The following is a 23,278-nucleotide window of genomic DNA, read 5'->3' on the forward strand; positions in this document are numbered from 1 at the left end:
GCGCCGCGCACCGGCATCCTGTCGCCCAGGTGCTTGTCCACCGGGCACCGCGGCGCGGCCAATCGACGCTTTCAACCGCAGCAGAAGGCGCATGGCGATGGACTTCCAGGGCAAGGTGGTGGTGGTGACGGGCGGCGCCTCGGGCATCGGCAAGGCGCTGTGCCAGGCCTTTGCCGCGGCCGGGGCGCGCGGCGTGGTGGTGTCCGACCTGGACGGCGCCGGCGCGCAGGCGGTGGCCGCGGAGATCGGCGCCCGGACACCGGCGGTCGGCGTCCTCGCGGTGCGCACCGACGTGGCCCAGGCCGACCAGGTGCAGGCCCTGGTGGACCAGGCCACCGCCCATTACGGCCAGGTCGACATCTTCTGCAGCAACGCCGGCATCCTGAGCCGCACCGACGCCGACGCCCCCGCCGCCACCTGGCAGCGCCACTGGGATGTCAACGTGATGGCCCATGTGCATGCCGCCAACGCGGTGCTGCCGCAGATGCTGGCCCGCGGCCAGGGCTGGCTGCTGCAGACGGCCAGCGCCGCCGGCCTGCTGAGCCAGGTGAACGCGGCGCCCTACTCCGTCACCAAGCATGCGGCGGTGGGCTTTGCCGAGTGGCTGAGCATCGCCCATGGCGATGCGGGCATCCACGTCAGCTGCCTGTGCCCGCAGGGCGTGCGCACGCCGATGATGCTGAGCGCCGACAGCGACAGCGGCCGCCCCAGCTTCCTGGGCGATGGCGCGCTCGATGCCGACGTGGTGGCGCAATGCGCGCTGGACGGCCTGCGCGACGGCCGCTTCCTGATCCTGCCGCACGCGGAGGTGCTGACCTTCTGGCAGCGCAAGACCGCCGATGTCGACCGCTGGCTGCGCGGCATGCGCCGGCTGCGGGCCAAGGTGATGGGCGCCGCCGGCTGAGCGCCCGGGCAAGGGGCCCGTTCAGGGCTTCACATAGCGGTGGGTGAAGCGGTCGGATTCGCCGATGGCGACAAAGCGCGCGCGGTCGGCCTCGCCGCCGCGCAGCGTGGGCGGCAGTGACCACACGCCGTGCGGGTGGTTCTTGGTGTCCAGCGGATTGGCATTGACCTCGCTGCGTGCAGCCAGCCGGAAGCCCGCTGCCTCGGCCCGCTCGACCATCAGCGCCTCGGGCACGTAGCCGTTCTTCACCACCCAGTCGGCGGACACGCCTGGCGGCGCGCGGTGCTCCTCCACGCCCAGCATGCCGCCGGGCTTGAGCACCGCGAACGCCGCCTGCAGCGTGGCATCCAGGTGGCTGGCCTCCATCCAGTTGTGCACATTGCGGAAGGTCAGCACCGCATCGGCGCCGCCGGGCGGGGCGATGTCGGCAAAGCGCGGCGTGCGCGGCATCAGGCCCACCCGCACCTGGTCGTAAAGCGCCGGCTCGCGGGCCAGCTTGGCGTCGAAGTTCTGGCGGCTGCGGCGGCGGTAGTCGCTCGGGTCGGCGGCCGATTCATGGGCGGCATACAGCACACCCTGGCCGCGCAGGTAGGGCGCCAGGATCTCGGTGAACCAGCCGCCACCGGGTGACAGCTCGATGACCTGGTGCGTCGGCGCCAGGCCGAAGAACTGCAGCGTCTCGAACGGATGGCGGGCCCCGTCGCGGGCGCGGTTGGCGGCGCTGCGGTGGCCGCCGGCGACGGCGGCACGCAGGCGGTTGTCGTCCACCGCGGGCGCCGGCGCCAGCACGGCGCAGCCCGGCAGGCTGGCGGCCAGCAACGCGCCGCCGAAGGCGCGGCGTTGCAGATTCAGGGAAAGGGGCATGGACCGTCCTCGGGGTGGAGCCCCGATGCTGCCATGCCGGACGACGCGGCGCGCGGCGGCTCAGGCCACCCGGCGCAGCGCCGTGCGGCCCGTGTCGCCCACGGCGAAGCGGAACAGGTCCTTGGGATCGTCGCCCGACGGCACCAGGTCCACCTCCCGGCCGATGCCATGGGCCAGGGCCAGCCGGTGCACCAGGCGCAGCGCGGCAAAGTCCTCCAGCGCGAAGCCGACCGAGTCGAACACCGTCACCTGGGCCGCGTGTTGCCGGCCGGTGGCGTTGCCGGCCAGCACCCGCCACAGGTCGACCACCGGGAAGTCGGCCTCCAGCTGCTGGATGTCGCCTTCCACCCGGGTCTGCGGCGGGTACTCCACCACCACCCGGGCAGCGCGCAGCACATCGGGGTGCAGCTCGGTCTTGCCCGGGCAGTCACCGCCCACCGCATTGATGTGCATGCCGGGGGCGATCATCTCCGGCGTCAGGATGGTGGCGCGGGTCTTGTCGGCGGTGACGGTGGTGACGATGTCGGCGCCGGCCACCGCCTCGGCGGTGCTGCCGGCGCGCTGCACCCGCAGGCCGGGCCAGGCGGCCAGGTGGCGCACCAGCTTGTCGGTGGCGGCGGGGTCGACGTCGTACACCGCCAGTTCGCTGATGCCCATCAGCGCATGGAAGGCCAGCGCCTGGAACTCGCTCTGCGCGCCGTTGCCGATCAGCGCCATGCGGCGGGCCCCCGGCCGGGCCAATGCCCGCGCGGCCACCACCGAGGTGGCGGCGGTGCGCAGCGCCGTGGTCAGCGTCAGCTCCGACAGCAGCAGCGGGCGGCCGGTCGCCACGTCGGCCAGCACGCCGAAGGCCATCACCGTGGGCAGGCCGCGGGCCGGGTTGCCGGGGTGGCCGTTGACGTACTTGAAGGCATAGCGCTGCGCGTCGGCCACCGGCATCAGCTCGATCACGCCGGTGGGCGAGTGGCTGGCCACGCGGGCGGTCTTGTCGAAATCCTCCCAGCGCAGGAAATCGGCGTGGATGGTGTCGGCCAGCTCGGCCAGGAAGGCGGCAGGGCCCAGCATCTGCACCAGCTGGGACAGCGCGGGAACGTCGATGAAGCGGGTCATGGTCGGGCTTGGTTGCGGGCAGAAGGCGCCGTGGCGGCCAGTCTCGGCCAGGGCAGCGCCAGGCGGAAGCCGCAGCCTTGATCAAAAAGTTGGGTAAGCTGATCATTTCGCCAACGCCATTGATCAACATGACGCCGCTCGACGACACCGACCGCGAACTGATCGCGCTGCTGCGCGACGACGGCCGCGCCACCGTGGCGGCGCTGGCCGCGCGGCTGAAGGTGGCCCGCGGCACGGTGCAGAACCGCATGGCGCGGCTGCAGCGGGAGGGCGTGATCGTCGGCTACACCGTGCGGCTGAAGCCGCAGATCGAGGCCCACCGCATCCGCGCGCTGATGAACATCGCCGTCGACGGCAACGGCGGCGACGCGGTGCTGAAGGCCCTGCGCGGCCATCCGCATGTGACGGCGCTGTACACCACCAACGGCCGCTGGGACATCGTGGCCGAGCTGCAGGCCGAATCGCTGGAGGCCTTCGACCGGGTGCTCAGCGCCATCCGGCTGATCAGCGGCATCGCCAGCAGCGAAACCAGCCTCCTGCTGTCCATCCACAAGCTGTAGCGCCATGCCCTCGATGCGCAAGAACCCCGCCGGCGGCCTGGTCTACAGCACCGAGGGCGGCCGCATGTGCCCGGCCTGCCGCCAGCCGCTGGCCGACTGCCGCTGCGCCAGCGCCGCCGCCGTACCCGCCGGTGACGGCGTGGCCCGGGTGCGGCGCGAGACCAGCGGCCGCGGCGGCAAGGCGGTGACGGTGGTGCGTGGCCTGCCGCTGGATGCGGTGGCGCTGGCCGCGCTGGGCAAGCGCCTGCGCACCGCCTGCGGCACCGGCGGCACCTGCAAGGACGGCGTGATCGAGGTGCAGGGCGATCATGTCGATCGGGTGCTGGCGCTGCTGCAGGCCGAGGGGCACCGAGCCAAGCGCGCAGGAGGCTGACTCGCAACCAGCCTCAGCTGGCGGGGCAGCTTCGGCCTGCCGCGCGTCGCAACCGCTGGCCCGCCTGCGGCCCTGCGCCAGATGGCACCGCCTGCAGCTGCAACGCACCATCGGACCCGGCCAGCGCCTGCCAGGCCTGGTCGCTGCCGGCGGCCAGCCAGTGCAGCCGGGCGCCGTCGATGCGGCCCGTCACCGCCCGCTGCTCATCGCCCAGCTGCAGCGTGCCGCTCACCCGCTGGAACTGCTGGGCCAGTTGCAGCGACACACCGCCCGGCCCGCACCACAGGCCCTGCAGCGGCGCCGGCACCACCCACAGGTGCACGCGGCTGCGCTTCTCGTGGCCGATGGCCTTCTCGGGCACGTCCACCGTCAGCGTGCGGTCGGCAGCCCAGTCGCCCATGTCCCAGTCATGCGACACCACCCGGGTGCCGGGCGGCAGGGCCAGCAGCCGGGGGCGCAGCTTCAGGTTGACCTCGGGCAGCAGGTACATGGTGACGACGCTGAAGCCGGCCAGGTCGGTCTCGAACAGGTCCTGCACGCGGAAGCGGGTTCGGTCGGCCACGCCGGCCTGGCGGGCGCTGGCCTCGCTGCGGGCCACCAGGTCGGGCACCAGGTCCACACCCAGGCCGCGGGCGCCGAAACGCTTCGCCGCGGTGATGACGATGCGGCCATCGCCCGAGCCCAGGTCGATCAGGTTATCGGCCGGGCCGACGCCGGCCAGCTGCAGCATGGCCAGCGTCACCCGGTCGGGCGTGGTGATGAAGGGCACCTCCTCGTCGCCGCCCGGCTGGGCCTGGGCCGCGCCGAAGCACAGCGCCAGCGCCAGCACGGCGGCGCGTTGCAGCGCCCTCACCCGCCCAGCGCGGTGGCCTGCACCGCGGCGGCGTCCACGCCCAGCTTGGTGGCGGCGTCCAGGATCTCCTGCCAGGTGGTGGCATCCACCGGCACGCCCTCGACGGTGCGGCGGGCGCGGTGGGCGCGCTCGGGTTCACCGGCGATCAACACACCGTCGAAGCCTTCGCGCGGCGGCGAGGCCCGCACCCAGTCGATGAAGGCCAGGGCCTCGCCCTCGAAGCCGGCGCGGTCGGCCAGCGCCGCCGGGTCGACCAGCACGCTGAACATGCCGTTGAGCACCCGGCGCTGGCTGGCATCGGCATCGCGCTGCGTCATGCCGGCGGCCAGGGCGCCACCCAGCAGCTCGCACATCATCGCCAGGCCGAAGCCCTTGTGGCCGCCGAAGGTCAGCAGCGCGCCGAACGGCGGCACCACGGTGAAGCGCGGCTCGCGGGTGGGGCGGCCGTGGTCATCGATCAGGCAGCCGTCGTCCACCAGCTCGCCCTTGTTCATCGCCACCCGGGTCTTGCCCTGGGCGATCATGCTGGTGGCGAAGTCCAGGATCACCGGCGGCCGGCCGGTCAGCGGCACGCCGGCGCAGAACGGGTTGGTGCCGAAGCGGGCATCCGCGCCGCCGAAGGGTGCGACGATGCCGCGCGAGATCACGTTGACGAAGTGCATCGACACCAGGCCGGCGGCGGCGGCCTGCTCGGCCCAGGCACCGATGCGGCCCAGGTGGTGGCTGTTGCCCAGCGCCACCACGCAGGTGCCCAGGGCCTTGGCGCGCTCGATGCCCAGCGCCATGGCCTGCGCGCCGATGACCTGGCCGAAGCCGCGGTTGCCGTTCAGCCGCAGCAGGGCGCCGGCATCCAGTTCGGTGCTGACGGCGGCGTTGGGTTGCAGGCCGCCCTGCAGGAACGCGTCGGCATAACGCGGCAGCATGCCGATGCCGTGGGAATCATGGCCGGTGAGGTTGGCCTCGATCAGGTTGCCGGCCACGGCGGCCACTTCGTCGGCGCTGCTGCCGAAGCCGCGCACCACCAGGTGCATGGCCGCCTGCAGGCGCGGCAGGGGAATCAGGTGGGTGTCGTTCATGGGCTGTTGGGGGTGCAAGGCCGGGTGGCCGGTCGCCGATGCTAGACGCTGGACACCCCCCGCCCGCACAGGGGCAGACCCGGGGGCGCCGCGACGAGGGTGGACAGTTGCGGGCGGCGGCCGATATCCTGCGTGGCACCGATCCGACCCGCATGCCCGACACCCCGCCCACACCCGCCCCGGACAGCCCGCTGCAAGGCAGCTGCCATTGCGGCGCAGTGCGCCTCACGCTGCCGGCCTGGCCCGAGAAGGCCACCCGCTGCAACTGCTCGATCTGCCGCCGCCTGGGCGGGCTGTGGGCCTACTTCGCCGTGGGCAGCGTCACCATCGACGGCCACCCCGGGCACACCGACAGCTACATCTGGGGCGACCGCACGCTGCGCACGGTGCGCTGCCGCACCTGCGGCGTGGCCACCCACTGGGAACCGCTGGCGCCCCAGCCCGGCGACAAGCACGGGGTCAACCTGAACAACTTCGACCCCGCCATGGTGCAGGCGGTGACCGTGCGGCACTTCGACGGCGCCGACACCTGGACCTTTCTCGAATGAGGCCCTCGATGGACGCCCCCGCGCAGGACGCACCCCGCCTGGACCACCTCTGCCCGGTCTGCGGCCAGCCCAATGCCTGTGCCATGGCGGCCCAGGGCGGCAGCGCGCCACCCTGCTGGTGCGTGAACGCGTCGTTCTCCAGCGATGTGATCGCGCTGGTGCCGGCGCAGGACCGCGGCCTGCGCTGCGTCTGCGCCGCCTGCGCGGCCCGGCCGCCGCAGCCCTAGCCAGCGGCCTTCAGTGCACCTGCTGCACCGTGGGGCAGGCGTATTCGCGGCCGACCATGGCCCGCGCGCCGAGGTAGGCATTGCGCAGCCGTTCCGACAAGGTGTCCAGGTCGACATGGCCGCTGGCATCACAGGGCACGGCCACGCCGCGGCCGGGGTGGAACAAGGAGTCGAAGCGCAGCACATGCGAGCTGGCGGGTGCGGCAGGATGGGCGGTGGGGTTGTGGGCGGTCATGGGGTCGCCTCGGCAGTTGGGGTGTGGGATCGGGCTGACGCACCGCCTTCAGACAACCCTGGTGCGACCAGCGCATGTTCAGCCGCCGCCCGGCGGCGCGATCGCACGAACAGCGCACGCTGGCGAGCGCATCTTGCCGGCCGGTGGGCGGCCGTTGACCGCACCAGCACGGGGCCCACGCCTGGTCTGCCACACTGCAGGCTGGATTCCTCACTGCCTGCAGACCACCATGCCCCCCCGCACCCCTGACGAGATCGAGCTCAACCGCATCCACCGCCTGATCGGCCTGTTCGCCATCTCGGTCATTTTCCTGGCGATCACCGTGATCGCCAGCCGCCAAGGCGGTCCGGCCGTGTCGGTCTGGCTGACCGGGGCCTTCGCGCTGCTGGGCATGGCCAGCCTGGGCGGCTGGATCTTCCTGGCGGCCCGGCGCGTCGAGCGCATGGAATCGCTGCGCCGCAAGCTGCTGCCCTGACCGGCCTGTCTTCTCAGGCGTAGCGCTGGCGCGCCAGCGCCGCGCCGTCGGCCAGGGCGCGCAACTTGGCCTCGGCCACGCCGCGCTGCATCGGCGCCAGGCCGCAGTTGGTGCAGGCGATCAGCCGGTGCTTGGGCACGAACTGCAGCGCGCGGCCGATGGTGTCGGCCACGTCCTCGGCCGTCTCCACCACATCGCTGGCCACGTCGATCACGCCCACCATCACCTCCTTGCCGGTGAGCAGGGCCATCAGCTCGGGCGGCACCTGGCTGTGGATGCACTCCAGGCTGACCTGGTCGATGCGGCTGGCGGCCAGCGCGGGGAACACCTTCTCGTACTGGCGCCACTCCTCGCCCAGGGTCTTCTTCCAGGCGATGTTGGCCTCGATGCCGTAGCCGTAGCAGATGTGCACTGCGGTCGTGCAGGTCAGGCCCTGGGCCGCCCGCTCCAGCGCCTGCACGCCCCAGGTGGCGGCCTCGTCCAGGTAGACATTGAAGGCCGGCTCATCGAACTGGATGATGTCCACGCCATCGGCCTGCAGCGCCAGCGCCTCCTGGTTCAGCAGCTCGGCGAAGGCCATGGCCATGGCCACGCGGTCGGCATAGTGGCGGTTGGCCACGGTGTCGACGATGGTCATCGGCCCGGGCAGGGTGAACTTGATCTTCTTGCTGGTGTGGGCACGCAGCAGGCGCGCCTCAGTCGCGTGCACACGGCCCTTGAGCCGCAGCGGCGCCACCACCTGCGGCACCATGGCCTTGTAGCGGTCGTTGCGGATGCCGATCTCGACCTTGTTGGCGAAGTCGATGCCCTCCACCTGCTCCAGGAAGCCGTGCACGAAGTGCTGGCGGCTCTGCTCGCCATCGCCGATCACGTCCAGCCCGGCGTCCTCCTGCAGCTTGATCCACAGCAGCGTGGCATCGGCCTTGGCGCGGGCCAGGGCCTCGCCCTGGGCCTGCCACTGGGGCCACAGCTTGCCGGTCTCGGACAGCCAGGCGGGCTTGGGCAGGCTGCCGGCGATGGCGGTGTCGAACATGGGAGGTCTCCTGTCGGTGTCGGGTGGGATCGGGTGGGGCCGCAAGGTAGCACGGCAGTGACAATCCTGCGCTGCGCCTCTCCGGACCCGCCTTGAACACGCCTGCCGACCTCGCCGCCCTGCGCCGCCAGCGCTTCGCCCGCATCCTGCTGTGGCTGGTGCCGCTGGCCTGGTCGAGCAACTACCTGATCGCCCGTGCCGCGTCAGGCGTGATCTCGCCGCATGTGCTGGCCCTGGGCCGCTGGAGCCTGGCCTTCGCGCTGATGCTGCCGCTGGCCTGGGCCGGGCTGCGCCGCGCCGGCCGGCCCTGGCTGGCGGCCGAATGGAAGCAGCTGCTGGTGCTGGGCGGCCTGGGCATGTGGATCTGCGGCGCCTTCGTCTACATCGGCGGGCAGACCACCTCGTCGGCCAACATCGCGCTGATCTACGCGGCCACGCCGGTGGCCATCGCGGTGGTGGGCGCGGTGCTGCTGGGCGAGCGCATGGCGTCCAGCCAGGTGGCGGGCGTGGCACTGGCGCTGGCCGGCGTGCTGTTCGTCATCGCCAAGGGCGATCTGCGCAACCTGCTGGCGGTGCGCTTCACCATCGGCGACGGCTGGGTGCTGGCCGCCGGCGTCAGCTGGGTGGCCTACTCGGTGCTGCTGCGGCTGTGGCCCAGCCGGCTGGGCACGGCCGAGCGGCTGGTGGCCATCACCGCCGGTGGCATCCTGGTGCTGCTGCCCTTCACCGCACTGGAGCTGGCCCTGGTCACGCCGCCGCCGTTCAGCTGGCCCGCACTGGGCCTGGTGGTGGCCGCCGCGGTGCTGCCGGGCATGCTGGCCTACCAGGCCTATTCCTTCATGCTGCGCGAGCTGGGCGCCGGGCCCACCGCGCTGGTGCTGTACCTCGGGCCGGTGTATGCCGCGTTCACTGCCTGGCTGCTGCTGGGCGAGCGGCCGGCCTGGTACCACGCGGCCGGCGCGGCGCTGATCCTGCCCAGCATCTGGCTGGCGACGCGGCGCCAGGCTTAGCGCACCCACAGCCGGGCCGCGCTGGACAGTGCGCCCAGCGCCGCAAAGCCGGCGCCCAGTGCCAAGGCCACCACCGGCCCCTGGCTGCCAGCGATGCCGAAGCACAGCGCCACCAGGGCCGCGCCCAGGGCCTGGCCGTTGAGCCGCGCCATCGCCACCATGCCGCTGGCACCACCGGCGCGCTGCGGCGGCGCCGCCGACATGATGGCCTTGAGGTTGGGCGACTGGAACAGGCCGAAGCCCAGGCCGCACACCGCCATGCCCAGCGTGATGCGCAGCACCGAGGCATCCCCTGGCAGCAGGGCCATGGCGGCCATGCCGGCGCTGAGGATGACCAGGCCGATGCCGCCCATCAGGCCCGGTGCCTGGCTGTCCGACAGACGGCCGGCGATCGGTGCCATCGCCGCCACCATGATGGCCCAGGGCGCCATCATGAAGCCGGTCTGCACCGGATCGCGGTGCAGCACCGTCTCGAAGAAGAACGGCAGGCTGACGAAGGCCAGGCCCTGGGCGCAGAACGACGCCACCGCGGTGCAGATCGACAGCGCGAACATCGGCCGGCGCAGCAGGTCCACCGGCAGCATGGGCGCCGGATGGCCGGCCTGGCGGCGCAGCAGCAGCGCGCCGGCACCCAGGGTCAGCGCCAGCAACGGCGCCACCACCACCAGCGGCTGGCGCTGGGTGGCGGCGCTCAGCGCACCGACCAGGCTGGCAAAGCACAGCGCGGTGAGCAGCGCGGTCAGCGGATCGGGCGGTGCGCCGGCGGTGTGGCTGCGCGGCAGCGCCGGCCAGGCCACCAGCAGCGCCAGCAGGGCCAGCGGCAGGTTGATGCCGAACAGCCACGGCCAGGGCGCCACCGCCAGCACCAGCGAGGCGATGGTGGGCCCGGCGGCGAAGGACACGCCCACCACCAGCGCGTTCAGCCCAACGCCACGGCCCAGCATCTGCGGCGGGTAGATGGCGCGGATCAGCGCGATGTTCACGCTCATCAGCGCCGCCGCGGCAATGCCCTGCAGCGCCCGGGCGATGGCCAGGACGGTCAGGCTGTCGGCCAGGGCGCAGCCCAGCGAGGCCAGCATGTAGGCCACCAGCCCGCCCAGGTGCACCCGGCGCGCGCCCAGGCGGTCGGCCAGCGCGGCGAACGGCAGCAGGCAGCCGGCCACCGCCAGCTGGTAGGCATTGACCACCCAGATGGCCTGGGCCGGCGGCGACTTCAGATCAGCCGCGATGGCGGGCAGCGCGGTGTTGACGATGGTGGAATCGAGCGTGGCCAGGGCCACGGCCAGCAGCACCGCGGCCAGCGCGAGCCGGTCGCGCGGGCCCAGGCCGGCGGCAGACGGGGGCGTGGCGGCCATCAACCGGGCCGGCGGCTGACCGGCCGCGCAGCGCGCCTGGCGGAGGGGAATGGGAGTCGAACCCACCCGGCAGCGCTGAGCGCCACCCACCGGGTTTGAAGCCCGGCCGGCCCACCGGGACCGTTTCCCCTCCTGAATCCTTCGATCATCGCCTGGGTGCCCGGCCGCCCTCAGGCCAGCGCGGCCTGCAGGGCCGGCAGCTGGGCAGTGAAGGCGGCGCTGTCGTCCAGGCAGCGCAGGTCCAGCAGCAGGCGGTCGTCATGGATGCGGCCGATCACCGGCAGCGGCAGGCCGCGCAGGGCGGTGGCCAGGCCGTCGAGCGCGCGGCCGGCGGCCTTCTTCTGCGCCGGCGCGATGGCCAGGCCGGCCGAGGGCAGCCGGTCCACCGGCAGCGAGCCGGAGCCGATCTGGCCCAGCAGATCGACCACCGCCACGCCGAAGCGCGGCGCCAGCGCTGCCGCCAGCAGCGGCTGCAGCGCCTGCGCCTGGGCGCGGATGGCCTCGGCCGGGCGGGTGAGCAGGCGCAGCGTGGGCAGGTCCTGCGCCAGCCGTTCGGGCCGCAGGTAGAGCATCAGCGTGGCCTCCAGCGCCGCCAGCGGGAGCTTGCCCATGCGCAGCGCGCGCTTGAGCGGGCAGCGGCGGATGCGCTCGATGGCCGCGCGGCGGCCCACCAGCAGGCCGGCCTGCGGGCCGCCCAGCAGCTTGTCGCCGCTGAAGGTGACGACATCGCAGCCGGCGGCGATCTTCTCCTGCGGCAGCGGCTCGCGCGGCAGGCCCCACTGCGCCAGATCGACCAGCGAGCCGGCGCCCAGGTCGGTGGCCAGCGGCAGGCCGTGGGCCTGGGCGATGCCGACCAGCTCGGCTTCATCGACGGCGGCGGTGAAGCCCTGCACCATGTAGTTGCTGGTGTGCACCTTCATCAGCAGCGCGGTCTGCGGCGTGATGGCCTGGGCATAGTCGCGCGCATGGGTGCGGTTGGTGGTGCCCACCTCCACCATGCGGGCGCCGGCGCTGGCCATCACGTCGGGCATGCGGAAGGCGCCGCCGATCTCCACCAGTTCGCCGCGCGAGACGATCACCTCACGCCCGCCGCCGGCCAGCGCGGCGATGGTCAGAAGCACCGCCGCGGCATTGTTGTTGACCACGGTGGCGGCCTCGGCGCCGGTCAGCGTGCACAGCAGTTCCTCGACCACGCTGTCGCGGTCGCCGCGGCCACCGCTGTGCAGGTCGTATTCCAGGTTGTTGGGGCCGGTCATCACCGCCAGCAGGTGGGCCAGGGCGCTGTCGGCCAGCAGGGCGCGGCCCAGGTTGGTGTGCACCACCGTGCCGGTGAGGTTGAGCACCGGCCGCAGCCGCGGCGCCAGCCGGGCGGCCACCCGGTCGGCCAGCGCCTGGGCGAGTGAATCAGGCTGCACCGCGGCGGGCGGCAGGCTGCCGTCCAGCGCCTGGCGGCGCAGGCCGTCGAGCAGGCCGCGCGCCTGGTCGGCCACCAGGCTGTGGCCGTGCTGCTGCACCAGGGCCGCCACCGGGGGCTGGCGCAGCAGGCGGTCAACGGCGGGCAGATCCTGCGGACGTGCAGCGGGCAGGGTCGGCGGAGACGGGGGCGGGCAGATCATGGACGGCGTGGCAGACTGGCCGATCATCGTCGATCCTCCGGCCCCCGGCCGTGTGTCGCCCAGGCAACAGACCCGGCCCGCCAAGGCTGGCACCGTGCCGGTCGGCCCGGCGACGCCGCCCCAACCCCTCTCTGGAAGACTGCCATGCGCGACTACCTCAAGTTCTACATCAACGGTGCCTGGATCGACCCCGTCACCCCGAAGACGCTGGACGTGACCAACCCCGCCACCGAAGCCGTGGCCGGCCGCATCAGCATGGGCAGCGCCGCCGACGTGGACGCCGCGGTGAAGGCCGCCCGCGCCGCCTTCGCCAGCTACAGCCAGACCAGCGTGGCCGAGCGCGTGGCCCTGCTGGAAGCCATCATCAACGAGTACAAGAAGCGCTACGCCGACATGGCCGCGGCCATCACCGAGGAAATGGGCGCGCCGGCGGTGCTGAGCCAGAAGGCCCAGGCCGCGATGGGCGTGGGCCACCTGACCACCGCGCTGAACGTGCTGAAGGACTACCGCTTTTCCGAGCAGCGCGGCACCACCCTGCTGGCCAAGGAGCCGATCGGCGTCTGCGGCCTGATCACGCCCTGGAACTGGCCGGTCAACCAGATCGCCTGCAAGGTGGCGCCGGCGCTGGCCGTGGGCTGCACCATGGTGCTCAAGCCCAGCGAGCTGAGCCCGTTCTCGGCCCAGATCTGGACCGAGATCCTGCATGCCGCCGGTGTGCCGGCCGGCGTGTTCAACCTGGTCAACGGCGACGGCCCGACCGTGGGCGCGGCGCTGTCCAGCCACCCCGAGGTGGACCTGGTCAGCTTCACCGGCAGCACGCGCGCCGGCATCGAGGTGGCGCGCAATGCGGCGCCCACCGTCAAGCGGGTGCACCAGGAGCTGGGCGGCAAGAGCCCCAACCTGATCCTGCCCGACCTGGATGCCGCCGGCTTCCAGAAGGCCGTGACCGCCGGCGTGCGCGGCGTGATGAACAACAGCGGCCAGAGCTGCAATGCCCCCACCCGCATGCTGGTGCCCAACAGCCGCATGGACGAGGCCCTGGCCGCCGCCAAGGCCGCCGCCGAGGCCACCACCGTGGGCGCGCCCGACAGCGGCGCCGCCCTGGGCCCGGTGATCAGCCGCAACCAGTGGGACAAGATCGAGGGCCTGATTGCCAAGGGCATCGAGGAAGGCGCCACCGTGGTGGCCGGCGGCGTCGGCAAGCCCGCGGGCCTGGACACCGGCTACTACGTGAAGCCCACGGTGCTGGCCGGCGTCAACAACCAGATGACGGTGGCCCGCGAGGAGATCTTCGGCCCGGTGCTGACCATCCTGGGCTACGACACGGTGGACGAGGCGGTGGCGATCGCCAACGACACGCCCTACGGCCTGGCCGCGTACGTGTCGGGCGCCGACGCCGAGGCCACCCGCAAGGTGGCCAGCCGCCTGCGCGCCGGCCAGGTCAACATCAACAGCGCCGCCCCCGACCTGATGGCGCCGTTCGGCGGCTTCAAGCAATCGGGCAACGGCCGCGAGTGGGGCGAGCACGCCTTCGGCGAGTTCCTGGAAGTCAAGGCGGTGCTGGGCTACGCGGCCAAGCAGGCGTGATGGCGCATCGGTCCGCGGGCCGGGCTTGCGGCCAGCGGACGTGACCGCGCAGGTGACGCCGGGGCGCCAACCTTGAAGACCGCGCCAGGGCAGCAGCGAACCAACGCACCGAACACCGGTCAGGTGCGTCACCACTCCACTCCCGCATGCAGCCCCTGCGCGTCTACCTGTCCTCGACGCTGGAAGACCTCAAGGAACACCGTGAGGCGGTGTTCCGCGCGCTGGAGAGGGCAGGTCTTCTCACCGTGCGCATGGAGGCCTACACCGCTTCGGACGAGCGCCCACTGGACCTGTGCCGGCGCGACGTGGCTGGATGCGACCTGCTCGTCGGTCTGTACGCGTGGCGCTATGGCTATGAGCCTCCGGCAGAGCACGGCAACCCGGACGGCCTCTCGATCACCCACCTCGAGTACCTGCAGGCCGAGGCATCGGGATTGCGCAAGTTGTTGTTCTTCGCGCATCCGGACACCTGCACAACCTGGCCTGCAGCCTTTCAGGATCACCTGACGGGCCGGGGGGACGGTGGCGCCAAGCTCAACCGCTTTCGCCAGCACCTCGGCACCGAGAAGACCGCGAGCTTCTTCCACACGCAAGACGAGCTGTGCACCTTGGTGCTGGCTGCCGTCCTGCGCAGCGGACTGAGCGGTCGCCTCTACAACGTCCCGCCCCTGCCGGCGGGTCTGGTGCCGCGCACGCATCTCGTCGAAGCCATCCGGGCCGGCCTGCTCGGCCAGGCAGGCAGCGCCGCCCTGCACACATGCGTGCAGGGCGCGGGCGGGTTCGGCAAGACCACGCTCGCGCTGCTGGCCTGCCACGACGCGCGTTCGGTCGACGCCTTCCCAGACGGCATGCTCTGGACCTCACTCGGCGAAGCGCCAGACCTGCTGCGGATCCTGGGCGACCTGCACGTGCAGGTGACCGGCGAACCGGCAGCTGTCTCCGGCGTGGCGTCGCTCGGCTCGGCGCTTGCCAAGGCGCTGAAGGGACGGCGGTGCCTGGTCGTCGTCGACGATGTGTGGCGCGCCGATGACCTCGAGCCCTTCCTCGCGTGGCAGGGCCCGCGGTTCCTGGTCACCACCCGCCACCGCGCATTGGTGCAGTCGCTGTCCACCGATGCATGGTGCGAGGTGGAGGTCGACGAGCTGTCCGTGCCGGAGGCCGCCGAGTTGCTCGGGCGCGGATTCGAGGTCGACACGCCGGCCCGCGACGCGCTGCGTGCGCTGGCGCAGGCGCTCGGGTGCTGGCCGCTGTTGCTGGAGCTCGCCGCGGCGCGGCTGCGGGAGGAACACCGTCGCGGACGCGGCACGCTGCGCCAGTGCATCGACTTCGCGTCCACACTGCTCGATCGCAAAGGCGTGCTGGGTTTCGACCGGCGCGACTCGCAGGCCCGCAATGCTGCAGTGGCGCGTTCCGTGGACGTGGGTCTGGACCTGGCCGAACGCATGCAGCCCGGCGGCGGGCTGTCGCGCCAGGCGGCGGAGCTGTCGATCTTCCCCGAGAACACCCCGATCGCCATGCGCCTGCTGGCGGACCTCTGGGGGCTGGACGACTTCGACCTCGAGGAGGACGTGCTCCGGCCGCTGGACACGCTCAGCCTCGTGCGCTGGGATCGACAGTCGGGCAGCGTGCAGCTGCACATGATGGTCCACCGCGCCCTGGGCGCACGGCTCGAGCGCGCGCCGGGAACGTCAACGGCGGTGCATCGACGCCTGCTGCAGGCCTGGGGCGACCCGCTCGCGTTGCCGCACCCGCTGGCCTGGAAGTGGTTCGGCTGGCACTGCGTGCAAGCCGGGGATGCGGCGCGCCTGCGCGCCCTGCTGGTGGACTTCGACTGGCTGCGTGCGCGCGTTGCCGCCACGGTCAGCCCGGCGGGCGATCACACCGCCACGCGCCTGGCCGATGTGCTGTCGGACTGCGCGCTGGTGGCCGACGACCCTGCGGTCGCGGAGTTGCGGCTGGCACTGATCCTGTCGATGTACGCACTGCAATTCCGGCCGGATGACCTGGCGGCGCAGCTGTACGGCCGGCTGGGCGGCCATGCACACCCGGCATTGGCCGGGCTGGCCGCGTCGGCTCACGTGGCGCTGCAGCGCACCGGCCGGCTTGTGCCGGCCATCGCCGCGCTGACGGCACCGGGCGCCGTGGTCGGCACACAGCGCCATGCACACGGCCATCCCCATGACGGCCCGCTGCTGGTGGCCGGTGAGCGACGCCTCGTGGTCTGGGCGGACACGGCCGTCGAACTGCTGGGTGTTCCGGAGAACCTGGCCAGGCTCGCCCGCGTCGATGTCGAGGCCGTGATCCAACAGGTCATCCCGCTGGCGGCGGATCGCGGAATCCTCGTGCGCACCGAGCATGCGGTCTGGCACCTGGCGGCCGGCGACGAGTTGCGGGTGCGCGGGCGGGTCGATGTGGCGGGCATGACCGAGCGCCTGACGCTCCTGCCGGGTGAGCAGGAGATCGTGTGCTGGTGCCGCGGCGACGATGCGTCGCTGCAGGCCTGGCAGGGCACGGTGGAGCCGCTCGGGGCCCTGGCGTGCGTGGGCTCGTGGACCGAGGGGCCGCCTGAACTGCACGATGTGCCGGGACATCGCAGGGCACTGGTTGCGGCGGAGGGATCGGCCCCAGTCCTGCTCGACCTGACGCGCCGTTGCCTTGCGCTGCCAGTCTCGGTGGCGGCCGCGCCGGGACCGCATCAACTTGTCGTCAGCCCCTCGGGCCGCGCCGCGGTGTGGCATGCCAACGACCTCACCGAGCCGATGACCTGGCTCGATCTCGAGAATGGGGCGCACCGACCGATGCTCGTGGCCGGTGAAAGCGGATTCGATGCCGACGACCCGTGCCAGGTCCTGGCGATCGACCCACAGGACGAACGCGTGCTCATCCGTGTGGGGCCCTACTCGGACCACCTGTACGCCTGTCTGCCCGGCGCAGGCCAGGTCGCCCGCATCGGACGCGTGCCGCGCGACCACACGCCGTGGGTCTTGTGGCTGCCGACGGGACTGCGCGCCCTGGCCTGGCAACACGGTGCGCCGATGGACCGCGCGACGGAGACTGTCGACGATGGCGGCCTGCGTCTGCTGTCCGAAGATCATCAGGAACGCCTGCTGCTGGCCATGCCGGAGAGCCGCCTCTTCCATGCCGACGAGGGCCAGTCCGTCACGTCGCCAGATGGCAACCGGTTCCTGTTGCTGACCCGTTCGCGCTTGGTGATGGTGACGCTGGCCGGGGATGCCGATCCGTTCTGCCAGGCGTTCCCCAATGCGGGCGCCATGGAGGCGACCTGGCTGCCAGATGGCCGGCACGCCCTCCTGTGGCACCCGGCGGAGCGGGGGCTGACACTCTGGAATGTGCAGTCCGCCTGTGTGGAAGCCACGCTGGACGGGCAAGCGCCAGCCATCATCCGGGTGCGACCACTCGCCGACGGCACCCGTGCCATCAGCTGTTCACTGGACGGAACGGTGCAGCTCTGGAACCTTGCACGCCGCGCGCCAGTCGCCCGGCAGAGCCGGCACGATGGCGACGTGGTCGGCGCGGTGGTGTCGCGTGACGGCCGCCGAGCGCTGACTGCGTCGCGTGACGGCACCTGTCGGATCTGGTCGCTGCCGGATGGCTGTTGCCTGCACGTCGTCCGCGTCGCGCACAGGCCTGCAGAGATCGAGCGCCTGCATCTGCTGGAAGATGGCCGGCGTGTCCTGGTGACGGGCAACAGCGGGGCGGGTGCCTGCCTGGTCGACCTCGTCACCGGCGACAGGTGCGTGCTGGCGCCGGTCAGCGGCTGGGACGGCGTGCATGTTGACTGGCTGGATGACAGCGCCGAAGGCGTGCTCTGGCAGCCCGACGGCGATGCCTGGATGCCGACGCCGGTTGTCGCGCTTCCGGCATGGCCGTGGATGAGGCCGGCCGATTGCAGCGACGCCTGGAATCGCGGTCTGTTGAGGATCGGCGATGACGGCGACCTGCACTGGCTCCAGGACAGCGCGGACGTGTGCGCCCACCTCGTGGTGCGCGGTGATGCGGTGCCGGTCGTGTTGCTGGAGTCCTGCGCCGGGCAGCATGGCGAAACCGTCGACATCGTGTACGAGCTGGATCAGCTTGACAGTGCCGACGGGAACGGCGCGCTCAGCGTCTTCCATGGACGCTTCGGCGGACCCTTGAACACCTACCTGGACTGTGGCGTGGCGGTGGCCGGCGGACCCTACGTGCTGGCGTGGACCCAGGGCGAGGCGCCGATCTGCTGGTCAACCGAGCCAGGCAGTGCGCCGCGCCGGCTTGACGGCCCGGGGGGCACCATCCTGGCCATCTGCGCGTTGCCTGGCGGGCAGGCCGTGCTGATCGGATACCACGACGGGTTCCTGCGGCGTTGGGACCTGGGCCTGGGGCACATGACGGCGCAATGGGCCTGCGGGGCATCCGTCACCCAGCTCGTGCTGCTGGCCGATGGGCTCCATGTCCTGGCTGCAGTGCATGATGAGGTGCAGCTGCATGACATCACCGCACAAGCGGCCATCGCCCGCCATGCCTGCGACGCGGCCGTCACGGCAGTGGCCGTTTCAGCGGATGGACGATGCGCTGTCGTCGGTGACCAGGCGGGCTTCGTGCAGGTGCTGAACTTGATCGAACCGCACTGAAGCGCGCCAGGCTGGCGCGACAACCAGGCCAGGCAACAGCCGCTTCGGACCCGAACCGGAAGCAGAAACCGCGGCATATCATCGACGGCATGCCGATCAACATCTCCGTGCAATGACCACCACTGCCGCACCTGACGTCACCGCCGCCGGCCGCAGCGACATCGCCCACCACCTGCACCCGTACACCCAGCTGCGCCAGCTGGAGCAGGACGGACCGCTGGTGATCGTGCAGGGCGATGGCGTGCATGTGGTCGACGAACACGGCAAGCGCTACCTGGAAGGCATGGCCGGGTTGTGGTGCGCCTCGCTGGGCTTCAGCGAGCGGCGCCTGGCCGACGCCGCCCACCGGCAGATGCTGCAGCTGCCGTACTACCACGCATTCAGCGGCAAGGTGCCCGGGCCGGTCACCGAGCTGGTGAAGACGCTGATGGCCTGGGCGCCCACGCCCGAGCTGCAGCGCGGCCGGGTGCTGTTCGCCAACTCCGGCTCGGAGAGCAACGACACCGCCTTCAAGCTGGTCCGCTACTACAACAACGCGCGCGGCCGGCCGGCCAAGAAGAAGATCATCGCGCGGCAGAAGGGTTACCACGGCGTCACCGCCGCCGCCGCGTCGCTGTCGGGCCTGCCGACGATGCACCAGCACTTCGACCTGCCGCTGCCCGGCGTGCTGCGCGTGAGCGCACCGCACTTCTACGGCAACGGCAAGCCGGGCGAGACCGAGGCCCAGTTCGTTGACCGCCTGGTGCAGGAACTGCAGGACCTGATCGCCGCCGAGGGCGCCGACACCATCGCCGCCTTCATCGCCGAGCCGGTGCAGGGCGCCGGCGGCGTGGTCATCCCGCCGGACGGCTACTTCCCGCGCATCCAGGCGGTGCTGAAGCAGCACGACATCCTGCTGATCGCCGATGAGGTCATCACCGGCTTCGGCCGCCTGGGCCAGCCCTTCGGCACCAATGTGTTCGGCCTGCAGCCCGACATGGTGACGGTGGCCAAGATGCTGACCTCGGCCTACGTGCCGATGTCGGCGCTGATGGTGAGCGATGCGGTCTACCAGGTGGTGGCCGATGCCAGCGCCAGCGTCGGCACCTTCGGCCATGGCTACACCTACAGCGGCCATCCGCTGGCCTGCGCGGTGGCGCTGGAAACCCTGCGCATCTACACCGACGACGACATCATCGGCCATGTGCAGCGGGTGGCGCCGCGGCTGCAGGCCGGGCTGCGGCAGTTTGCCGAACACCCGCTGGTGGGCGAGGCCCGCGGCCTGGGCCTGATCGGCGCGCTGGAGCTGGCCGCCGACCCGGCCAGCCGCAAACCCTTCGATCCCAAGCGCGGCGTCGGCGCCTACCTGGTCAAGCGCGCCCAGGCCCATGGCCTGATCCTGCGGGTGCTGGCCGGCGACATCATCGCCTTCTCGCCGCCGCTGGTCATCACCGAGGCGCAGATCGACGAGCTGCTGGCCAAGACGGCGCTGGCCCTGGACGACACGCTGGCCTGGGTGCGCGGCACGGCCTGACGCGCCGGTGGTCATCTTCGACTGCGATGGGGTGCTGGTCGACAGCGAGCGCCTCACCCACCAGGTGGTGGTCGACATGCTGGCCGAGCACGGCGTGGCGCTGCCGTTCGAGGAGGCGGTCGACCGCTTCATCGGCATGTCGATGGCCAACGGCCTGGTGCAGCTGAAAGCCCTGCTGGGCGGCGAACTGCCCGCCGACTTCCTGCCCGAGATGGGCCGCCGCACCCGCGCCGCCTTCCGTGCCGGGCTGACCAGCGTGCCCGGCGTCGAGGCCGTGCTCGACGGGCTGCATCGGCCGTACTGCGTCGCGTCCAACGGCAACCATGCCAAGGTGAACTTCACGCTTGGCCACACCGGGCTGCTGCCGCGGTTCGCCGGCCGCATCTTCACCGCCGACGATGTGCAGCACCCCAAGCCCGCGCCCGACCTGTTCCTGCTGGCCGCCCGCAGCCTGGGCGCTGCACCGGAGCGCACCACCGTCGTGGAAGACACACCCACCGGCGTGACCGCCGCCAAGGCCGCCGGCATGCGCGCCATCGGCTTTGCGGCGATGACGCCGGCCGGCCGGCTGCAGGCCGCCGGGGCCGACGCGATTGCGCACGACATGGCCAGCGTCGCCCGCCTGCTGGCTGCAGAGCGGACCGCCTGATCCGCCGCTGAACGGCGCCCAGGCGGCGCACGCGTCCGATGCGCTGCCGCCCAGGCGCGGCTCAAGTTCCGTGGCTGCATGCCGATCACCTCCGAATGCCGAAGAGGGACGACATGCGACGATCGCTGCTGGGGTGGTGGGCCGTGTGCTGGGCGCTGGCGCTCTGCACGGCGGTGCAGGCCATGCCCACGCGCAGCGCGCTGATCGTCGGCGTGTCGACCTATGCATCCCCCGACGTGCCGCCGCTGGCCGGTGTGGCGGCCGACCTGGTCAGCGCGCAGCGCATCGCCCAGGCCATGGGCATCCCGGCGGCCCAGACCACGGTGCTGCGGGACGAGCAGGCGACCAAGGCCAACATCCTGCGCGCGCTGGAGACGCTGGCCACCCAGGCCGCCGAAGGCAGCCGCGTCCTCATCTACTTCTCCGGCCACGGCACCCGGTGGTTCGAGCCACAGCGCCAGGGCTGCATGGAAGGCCTGCTGGCCCACGACCGCGGCACCATCACCAACGAAGAGATCGCCAGACACACCCGCCGCATCAGCGAGGTGGCCGACAAGGTGGTGGTGCTCTTCGATGCCTGCCACTCCGACGGGGTGTCGGGATCCCGGGCGGCCACCCGGTCCATCGCCAGCGGTGCGCTGACCGCGAAGTTCTTCCTCAAGGGCGGCGCCGACGCTGAAGCTTGCAGCCAGCCGCGCAACCTGAAGACGCGCAGCCTGCTGGCCGAAGCCACCCGCCTGGGTGCGCTGAGCGAGAACTTCGTGCAGATCACCTCGTCGCGCGCCGACGAAGTCAGCTTCGACGACGCCGTGCACGGCGGTCTGGCCACCCAGAGCGTGCGCGATTGCCTGCTGGGCCGGGCGGGCGACCTGGACGGCTCGGGCGCGGTGTCGATCCGCGAAGTCGAGCAGTGCGCACAGCGCCTGCTGGAGCAGAAGCTCCAGCCGTTCCGCGACCTGCTGCCACACCACATCACCGTGACCGGCAACCGCAACCTCGTGCCAGTGGCGGTGAGCCGCCCACCCACCCAAGCCGCGCCACCCGTGGCCACCGTCCCGGCACCATCCACGACGCCGACCCCGATCCCGGCACCCATCACCATGGCGGACACCCCCGCCACCCAGGCCGCCGCGGGCCCGGCCGCGCAGCCACACGCCGCACCCGCAGGCCCTGCCGCGGTGCCCGCCCCGTCCCCGGCGCTGGCGTCGCTGGCCACGCTGCAGGAGCTGTCCGCCCAGCGCAACCCCCGGCGCAAGGTGGAGGTGGCGCTGAGCCAGCCGTCGCTGCGCATCGGCCAGGACGCCCTGGAGATGACGGTGCGCGCCAGCCACGCCGGGCATGTCTACCTGGTGATGCTGGGCAGCGACCGCCGCAGCTTCTACCTGCTGTTTCCGAATGCGCTGGACACCGACAACCGCATCCGCGCCAACGCACCGCTCACACTGCCGCGGCCCGACTGGCGCCTGCTGGCCCAGGGCCCGGCGGGCACCGACCACCTGCTGGTGCTGGTGACCGACACACCGCGTGACCTGGCCGCACTGCGCACCGCGCCGGCCACCGCCGCCGCGCCCTTCACGTTCGCGCTGAATGATCTGGCCGGTCGCGGCGCCCTGATCGACTTCTTCACCGGCAGCGGCGTGCGCGGCCAATCCGAGGCGTTCGGCGCGCGACTGCTGTCCCTGGAGGAGCTGCCATGAGCCTGTTGCACACGCTGGCCCGGGCCGCCATGGCCCTGGCACTGGCCACACCGGCGGCCATGGCCGCGGACGGCACGGCGCCCCCTGCCGAGCGCACCGTGGACGAGATGGTCGAACAGCTGGCCACCCGCCCAGCCACCACCACCCGCGGGCTGCGCAACCTGGTCCCGGTGGTGCGGCAGATCGATCTGGTGGTCCCGTTCGACTTCGACTCGGCGCGGCTGCAGGCAGCGAGCCGGCCGCAGCTGCAACGCCTGGCCGAGGCGATGAACAGCCCACGGCTGGTGGCCACGCGCTTCAAGGTGCAGGGCCACACCGATGCCAAGGGCGCCGCAGCCTACAACGACGACCTGTCGGCCCGGCGTGCGCGTGCAGTGGCCGACTTCCTGCAAACCCAGGGGGTGACGGTCGACCGGCTGCAGGCCGAAGGCAAGGGGGCCAGCGAACTGCTCGACCCAGCCCGCCCCGAATCACCCGACAACCGTCGTGTGCGCATCGTCGCCATGGAGCCGACACCATGAAACGTCTGCCTTGGGTCGTCTGGGCGGGATGGGCCCTGAGTCCGGCCGTGCAGGCCCACTGGCTGGTCAGCGAGGCCGAGGCTGCGGCCGCGCAGGCGGCGCCGACAGCACCCGCCACGCGCGCGGTGCCGGCTGCGGATGCCCCGCGCATCAACCTGCTGGCGCCCAGCCTGACCAGCGCGGTGGCTTCGCCGACGCGCATCCACCTGCGCTTCGAGGCCGTGGCCCCGGCGGCCATCCGCCCCGACAGCCTGCGGGTGCGCTACGGCAGCTTCCGGCTGGACATCACCGGCCGCATCACCGCCGCATCGCGCGTGACGGCCGACGGCATCGATGTGGCCGAGGCCCAGCTGCCCAAGGGTGCGCACCGGCTGTTCGTCGAGATCCAGGACACGCTGGGCCGCACGGCCGAGCGGCAGCTGCAGTTCGTGGTGGAGTGAT

22 protein-coding genes and 1 tRNA gene are annotated in these 23,278 nt (G+C 72.1%); 14 read left to right on the forward strand and 9 right to left on the reverse strand.

All coding sequences use genetic code 11. The features are described 5' to 3' along the window. The first annotated feature begins 97 nt into the window (after positions 1 to 97). Entirely contained in the window at positions 98 to 904 is an 807-nt protein-coding gene (locus FFT10_RS10825; protein ID WP_137732910.1) for an SDR family oxidoreductase, read from the forward strand. 21 nt (positions 905 to 925) lie between these two features. On the opposite strand, the gene FFT10_RS10830 is transcribed toward FFT10_RS10825, so the two are convergent. Both FFT10_RS10830 and ocd read right to left on the reverse strand, forming a co-directional pair. Beyond that, positions 926 to 1,768: a class I SAM-dependent methyltransferase gene (locus FFT10_RS10830; RefSeq protein ID WP_137732833.1), complete on the reverse strand. Its 843-nt coding sequence runs from the start codon at positions 1,766 to 1,768 to the stop codon at positions 926 to 928. Between the two features lie 60 nt (positions 1,769 to 1,828). Continuing rightward, positions 1,829 to 2,878, reverse strand: a complete 1,050-nt coding sequence (gene ocd / locus FFT10_RS10835; RefSeq protein WP_137732834.1) for an ornithine cyclodeaminase — start codon at positions 2,876 to 2,878, stop codon at positions 1,829 to 1,831. Between the two features lie 128 nt (positions 2,879 to 3,006). On the opposite strand from ocd, the gene FFT10_RS10840 reads away from it, so the two are divergent. Both FFT10_RS10840 and FFT10_RS10845 read left to right on the forward strand, forming a co-directional pair. Further along, positions 3,007 to 3,438: an Lrp/AsnC family transcriptional regulator gene (locus tag FFT10_RS10840; protein ID WP_137732835.1), complete on the forward strand. Its 432-nt coding sequence runs from the start codon at positions 3,007 to 3,009 to the stop codon at positions 3,436 to 3,438. 13 nt (positions 3,439 to 3,451) lie between these two features. Then, positions 3,452 to 3,811, forward strand: coding sequence for a translation initiation factor Sui1 (locus tag FFT10_RS10845; RefSeq protein ID WP_137732911.1), 360 nt, complete (start codon positions 3,452 to 3,454; stop codon positions 3,809 to 3,811). Between the two features lie 13 nt (positions 3,812 to 3,824). On the opposite strand, the gene FFT10_RS10850 is transcribed toward FFT10_RS10845, so the two are convergent. Both FFT10_RS10850 and FFT10_RS10855 read right to left on the reverse strand, forming a co-directional pair. Continuing rightward, positions 3,825 to 4,664, reverse strand: a complete 840-nt coding sequence (locus FFT10_RS10850; protein ID WP_137732836.1) for an SAM-dependent methyltransferase — start codon at positions 4,662 to 4,664, stop codon at positions 3,825 to 3,827. After that, complete coding sequence (locus FFT10_RS10855; RefSeq protein WP_137732837.1) at positions 4,661 to 5,740, reverse strand: malate/lactate/ureidoglycolate dehydrogenase; 1,080 nt, start codon at positions 5,738 to 5,740, stop codon at positions 4,661 to 4,663. The genes FFT10_RS10850 and FFT10_RS10855 overlap by 4 nt, the downstream gene beginning before the upstream one ends. 152 nt (positions 5,741 to 5,892) lie before the next feature. Between FFT10_RS10855 and FFT10_RS10860 the strand changes: the two genes are divergently transcribed. Both FFT10_RS10860 and FFT10_RS10865 read left to right on the forward strand, forming a co-directional pair. Further along, the gene (locus FFT10_RS10860) at positions 5,893 to 6,288 is read left to right on the forward strand and encodes a GFA family protein (RefSeq protein WP_137732838.1); all 396 of its coding nucleotides are present in this window, start codon (positions 5,893 to 5,895) and stop codon (positions 6,286 to 6,288) included. 8 nt (positions 6,289 to 6,296) lie between these two features. Further along, positions 6,297 to 6,515 (forward strand): cysteine-rich CWC family protein, encoded by a 219-nt coding sequence (locus FFT10_RS10865; RefSeq protein ID WP_228027054.1) that lies wholly within the window; start codon positions 6,297 to 6,299, stop codon positions 6,513 to 6,515. 10 nt (positions 6,516 to 6,525) lie between these two features. On the opposite strand, the gene FFT10_RS10870 is transcribed toward FFT10_RS10865, so the two are convergent. Continuing rightward, positions 6,526 to 6,750: a hypothetical protein gene (locus FFT10_RS10870; RefSeq protein WP_137732840.1), complete on the reverse strand. Its 225-nt coding sequence runs from the start codon at positions 6,748 to 6,750 to the stop codon at positions 6,526 to 6,528. Between the two features lie 229 nt (positions 6,751 to 6,979). Here FFT10_RS10870 and FFT10_RS10875 point away from each other — a divergent pair, with 229 nt between their 5' ends. Next, entirely contained in the window at positions 6,980 to 7,225 is a 246-nt protein-coding gene (locus FFT10_RS10875) for a hypothetical protein (RefSeq protein WP_137732841.1), read from the forward strand. Between the two features lie 13 nt (positions 7,226 to 7,238). Here FFT10_RS10875 and FFT10_RS10880 read toward each other — a convergent pair whose 3' ends face one another. Beyond that, on the reverse strand, positions 7,239 to 8,258 hold the full coding sequence (locus tag FFT10_RS10880; RefSeq protein ID WP_137732842.1) for a methionine synthase: 1,020 nt from the start codon (positions 8,256 to 8,258) through the stop codon (positions 7,239 to 7,241). Between the two features lie 92 nt (positions 8,259 to 8,350). Here FFT10_RS10880 and FFT10_RS10885 point away from each other — a divergent pair, with 92 nt between their 5' ends. Then, entirely contained in the window at positions 8,351 to 9,268 is a 918-nt protein-coding gene (locus FFT10_RS10885) for a DMT family transporter (RefSeq protein ID WP_137732843.1), read from the forward strand. Here the strand turns inward: FFT10_RS10885 and FFT10_RS10890 are convergent. The 3 genes from FFT10_RS10890 to selA all read right to left on the reverse strand — a co-directional run bounded on the left by FFT10_RS10890 (position 9,265) and on the right by selA (position 12,239). After that, on the reverse strand, positions 9,265 to 10,623 hold the full coding sequence (locus tag FFT10_RS10890) for an MFS transporter (protein WP_137732844.1): 1,359 nt from the start codon (positions 10,621 to 10,623) through the stop codon (positions 9,265 to 9,267). The genes FFT10_RS10885 and FFT10_RS10890 overlap by 4 nt on opposite strands. Positions 10,624 to 10,660: 37 nt before the next feature. Continuing rightward, positions 10,661 to 10,756 (reverse strand) — tRNA-Sec (locus FFT10_RS10895). 37 nt (positions 10,757 to 10,793) lie between these two features. Then, positions 10,794 to 12,239 (reverse strand): L-seryl-tRNA(Sec) selenium transferase, encoded by a 1,446-nt coding sequence (gene selA, locus FFT10_RS10900; RefSeq protein WP_137732912.1) that lies wholly within the window; start codon positions 12,237 to 12,239, stop codon positions 10,794 to 10,796. 144 nt (positions 12,240 to 12,383) lie between these two features. On the opposite strand from selA, the gene FFT10_RS10905 reads away from it, so the two are divergent. The 7 genes from FFT10_RS10905 (at position 12,384) to FFT10_RS27780 (ending at position 23,277) form a co-directional block, all read left to right on the forward strand. Beyond that, the gene (locus tag FFT10_RS10905; protein WP_137732845.1) at positions 12,384 to 13,826 is read left to right on the forward strand and encodes an aldehyde dehydrogenase family protein; all 1,443 of its coding nucleotides are present in this window, start codon (positions 12,384 to 12,386) and stop codon (positions 13,824 to 13,826) included. 146 nt (positions 13,827 to 13,972) lie between these two features. Beyond that, positions 13,973 to 18,457 carry a DUF4062 domain-containing protein gene (locus tag FFT10_RS10910; RefSeq protein ID WP_137732846.1) on the forward strand — a complete coding sequence of 1,495 codons (4,485 nt, stop codon included), beginning with the start codon at positions 13,973 to 13,975 and terminating at the stop codon, positions 18,455 to 18,457. A 112-nt stretch (positions 18,458 to 18,569) separates the two neighbouring features. Next, positions 18,570 to 19,970, forward strand: coding sequence for an aminotransferase (locus tag FFT10_RS10915; RefSeq protein ID WP_137732847.1), 1,401 nt, complete (start codon positions 18,570 to 18,572; stop codon positions 19,968 to 19,970). Positions 19,971 to 19,977: 7 nt separating this feature from the next. Continuing rightward, a complete protein-coding gene (locus FFT10_RS10920) occupies positions 19,978 to 20,619 on the forward strand; it encodes an HAD family hydrolase (RefSeq protein WP_137732848.1) in 642 nt (213 codons plus the stop codon). Positions 20,620 to 20,732: 113 nt separating this feature from the next. Then, positions 20,733 to 22,316 carry a caspase family protein gene (locus tag FFT10_RS10925; protein ID WP_162520767.1) on the forward strand — a complete coding sequence of 528 codons (1,584 nt, stop codon included), beginning with the start codon at positions 20,733 to 20,735 and terminating at the stop codon, positions 22,314 to 22,316. Continuing rightward, entirely contained in the window at positions 22,313 to 22,837 is a 525-nt protein-coding gene (locus tag FFT10_RS10930; RefSeq protein WP_228027055.1) for an OmpA family protein, read from the forward strand. The genes FFT10_RS10925 and FFT10_RS10930 overlap by 4 nt, the downstream gene beginning before the upstream one ends. After that, the gene (locus FFT10_RS27780) at positions 22,834 to 23,277 is read left to right on the forward strand and encodes a hypothetical protein (RefSeq protein ID WP_162520768.1); all 444 of its coding nucleotides are present in this window, start codon (positions 22,834 to 22,836) and stop codon (positions 23,275 to 23,277) included. The genes FFT10_RS10930 and FFT10_RS27780 overlap by 4 nt, the downstream gene beginning before the upstream one ends. Position 23,278: the final 1 nt, after the last annotated feature.

Origin of the sequence: Pseudaquabacterium pictum (assembly GCF_005403045.1) — a bacterium.
Classification (GTDB): Bacteria; Pseudomonadota; Gammaproteobacteria; order Burkholderiales; family Burkholderiaceae_C; genus Pseudaquabacterium; species Pseudaquabacterium pictum.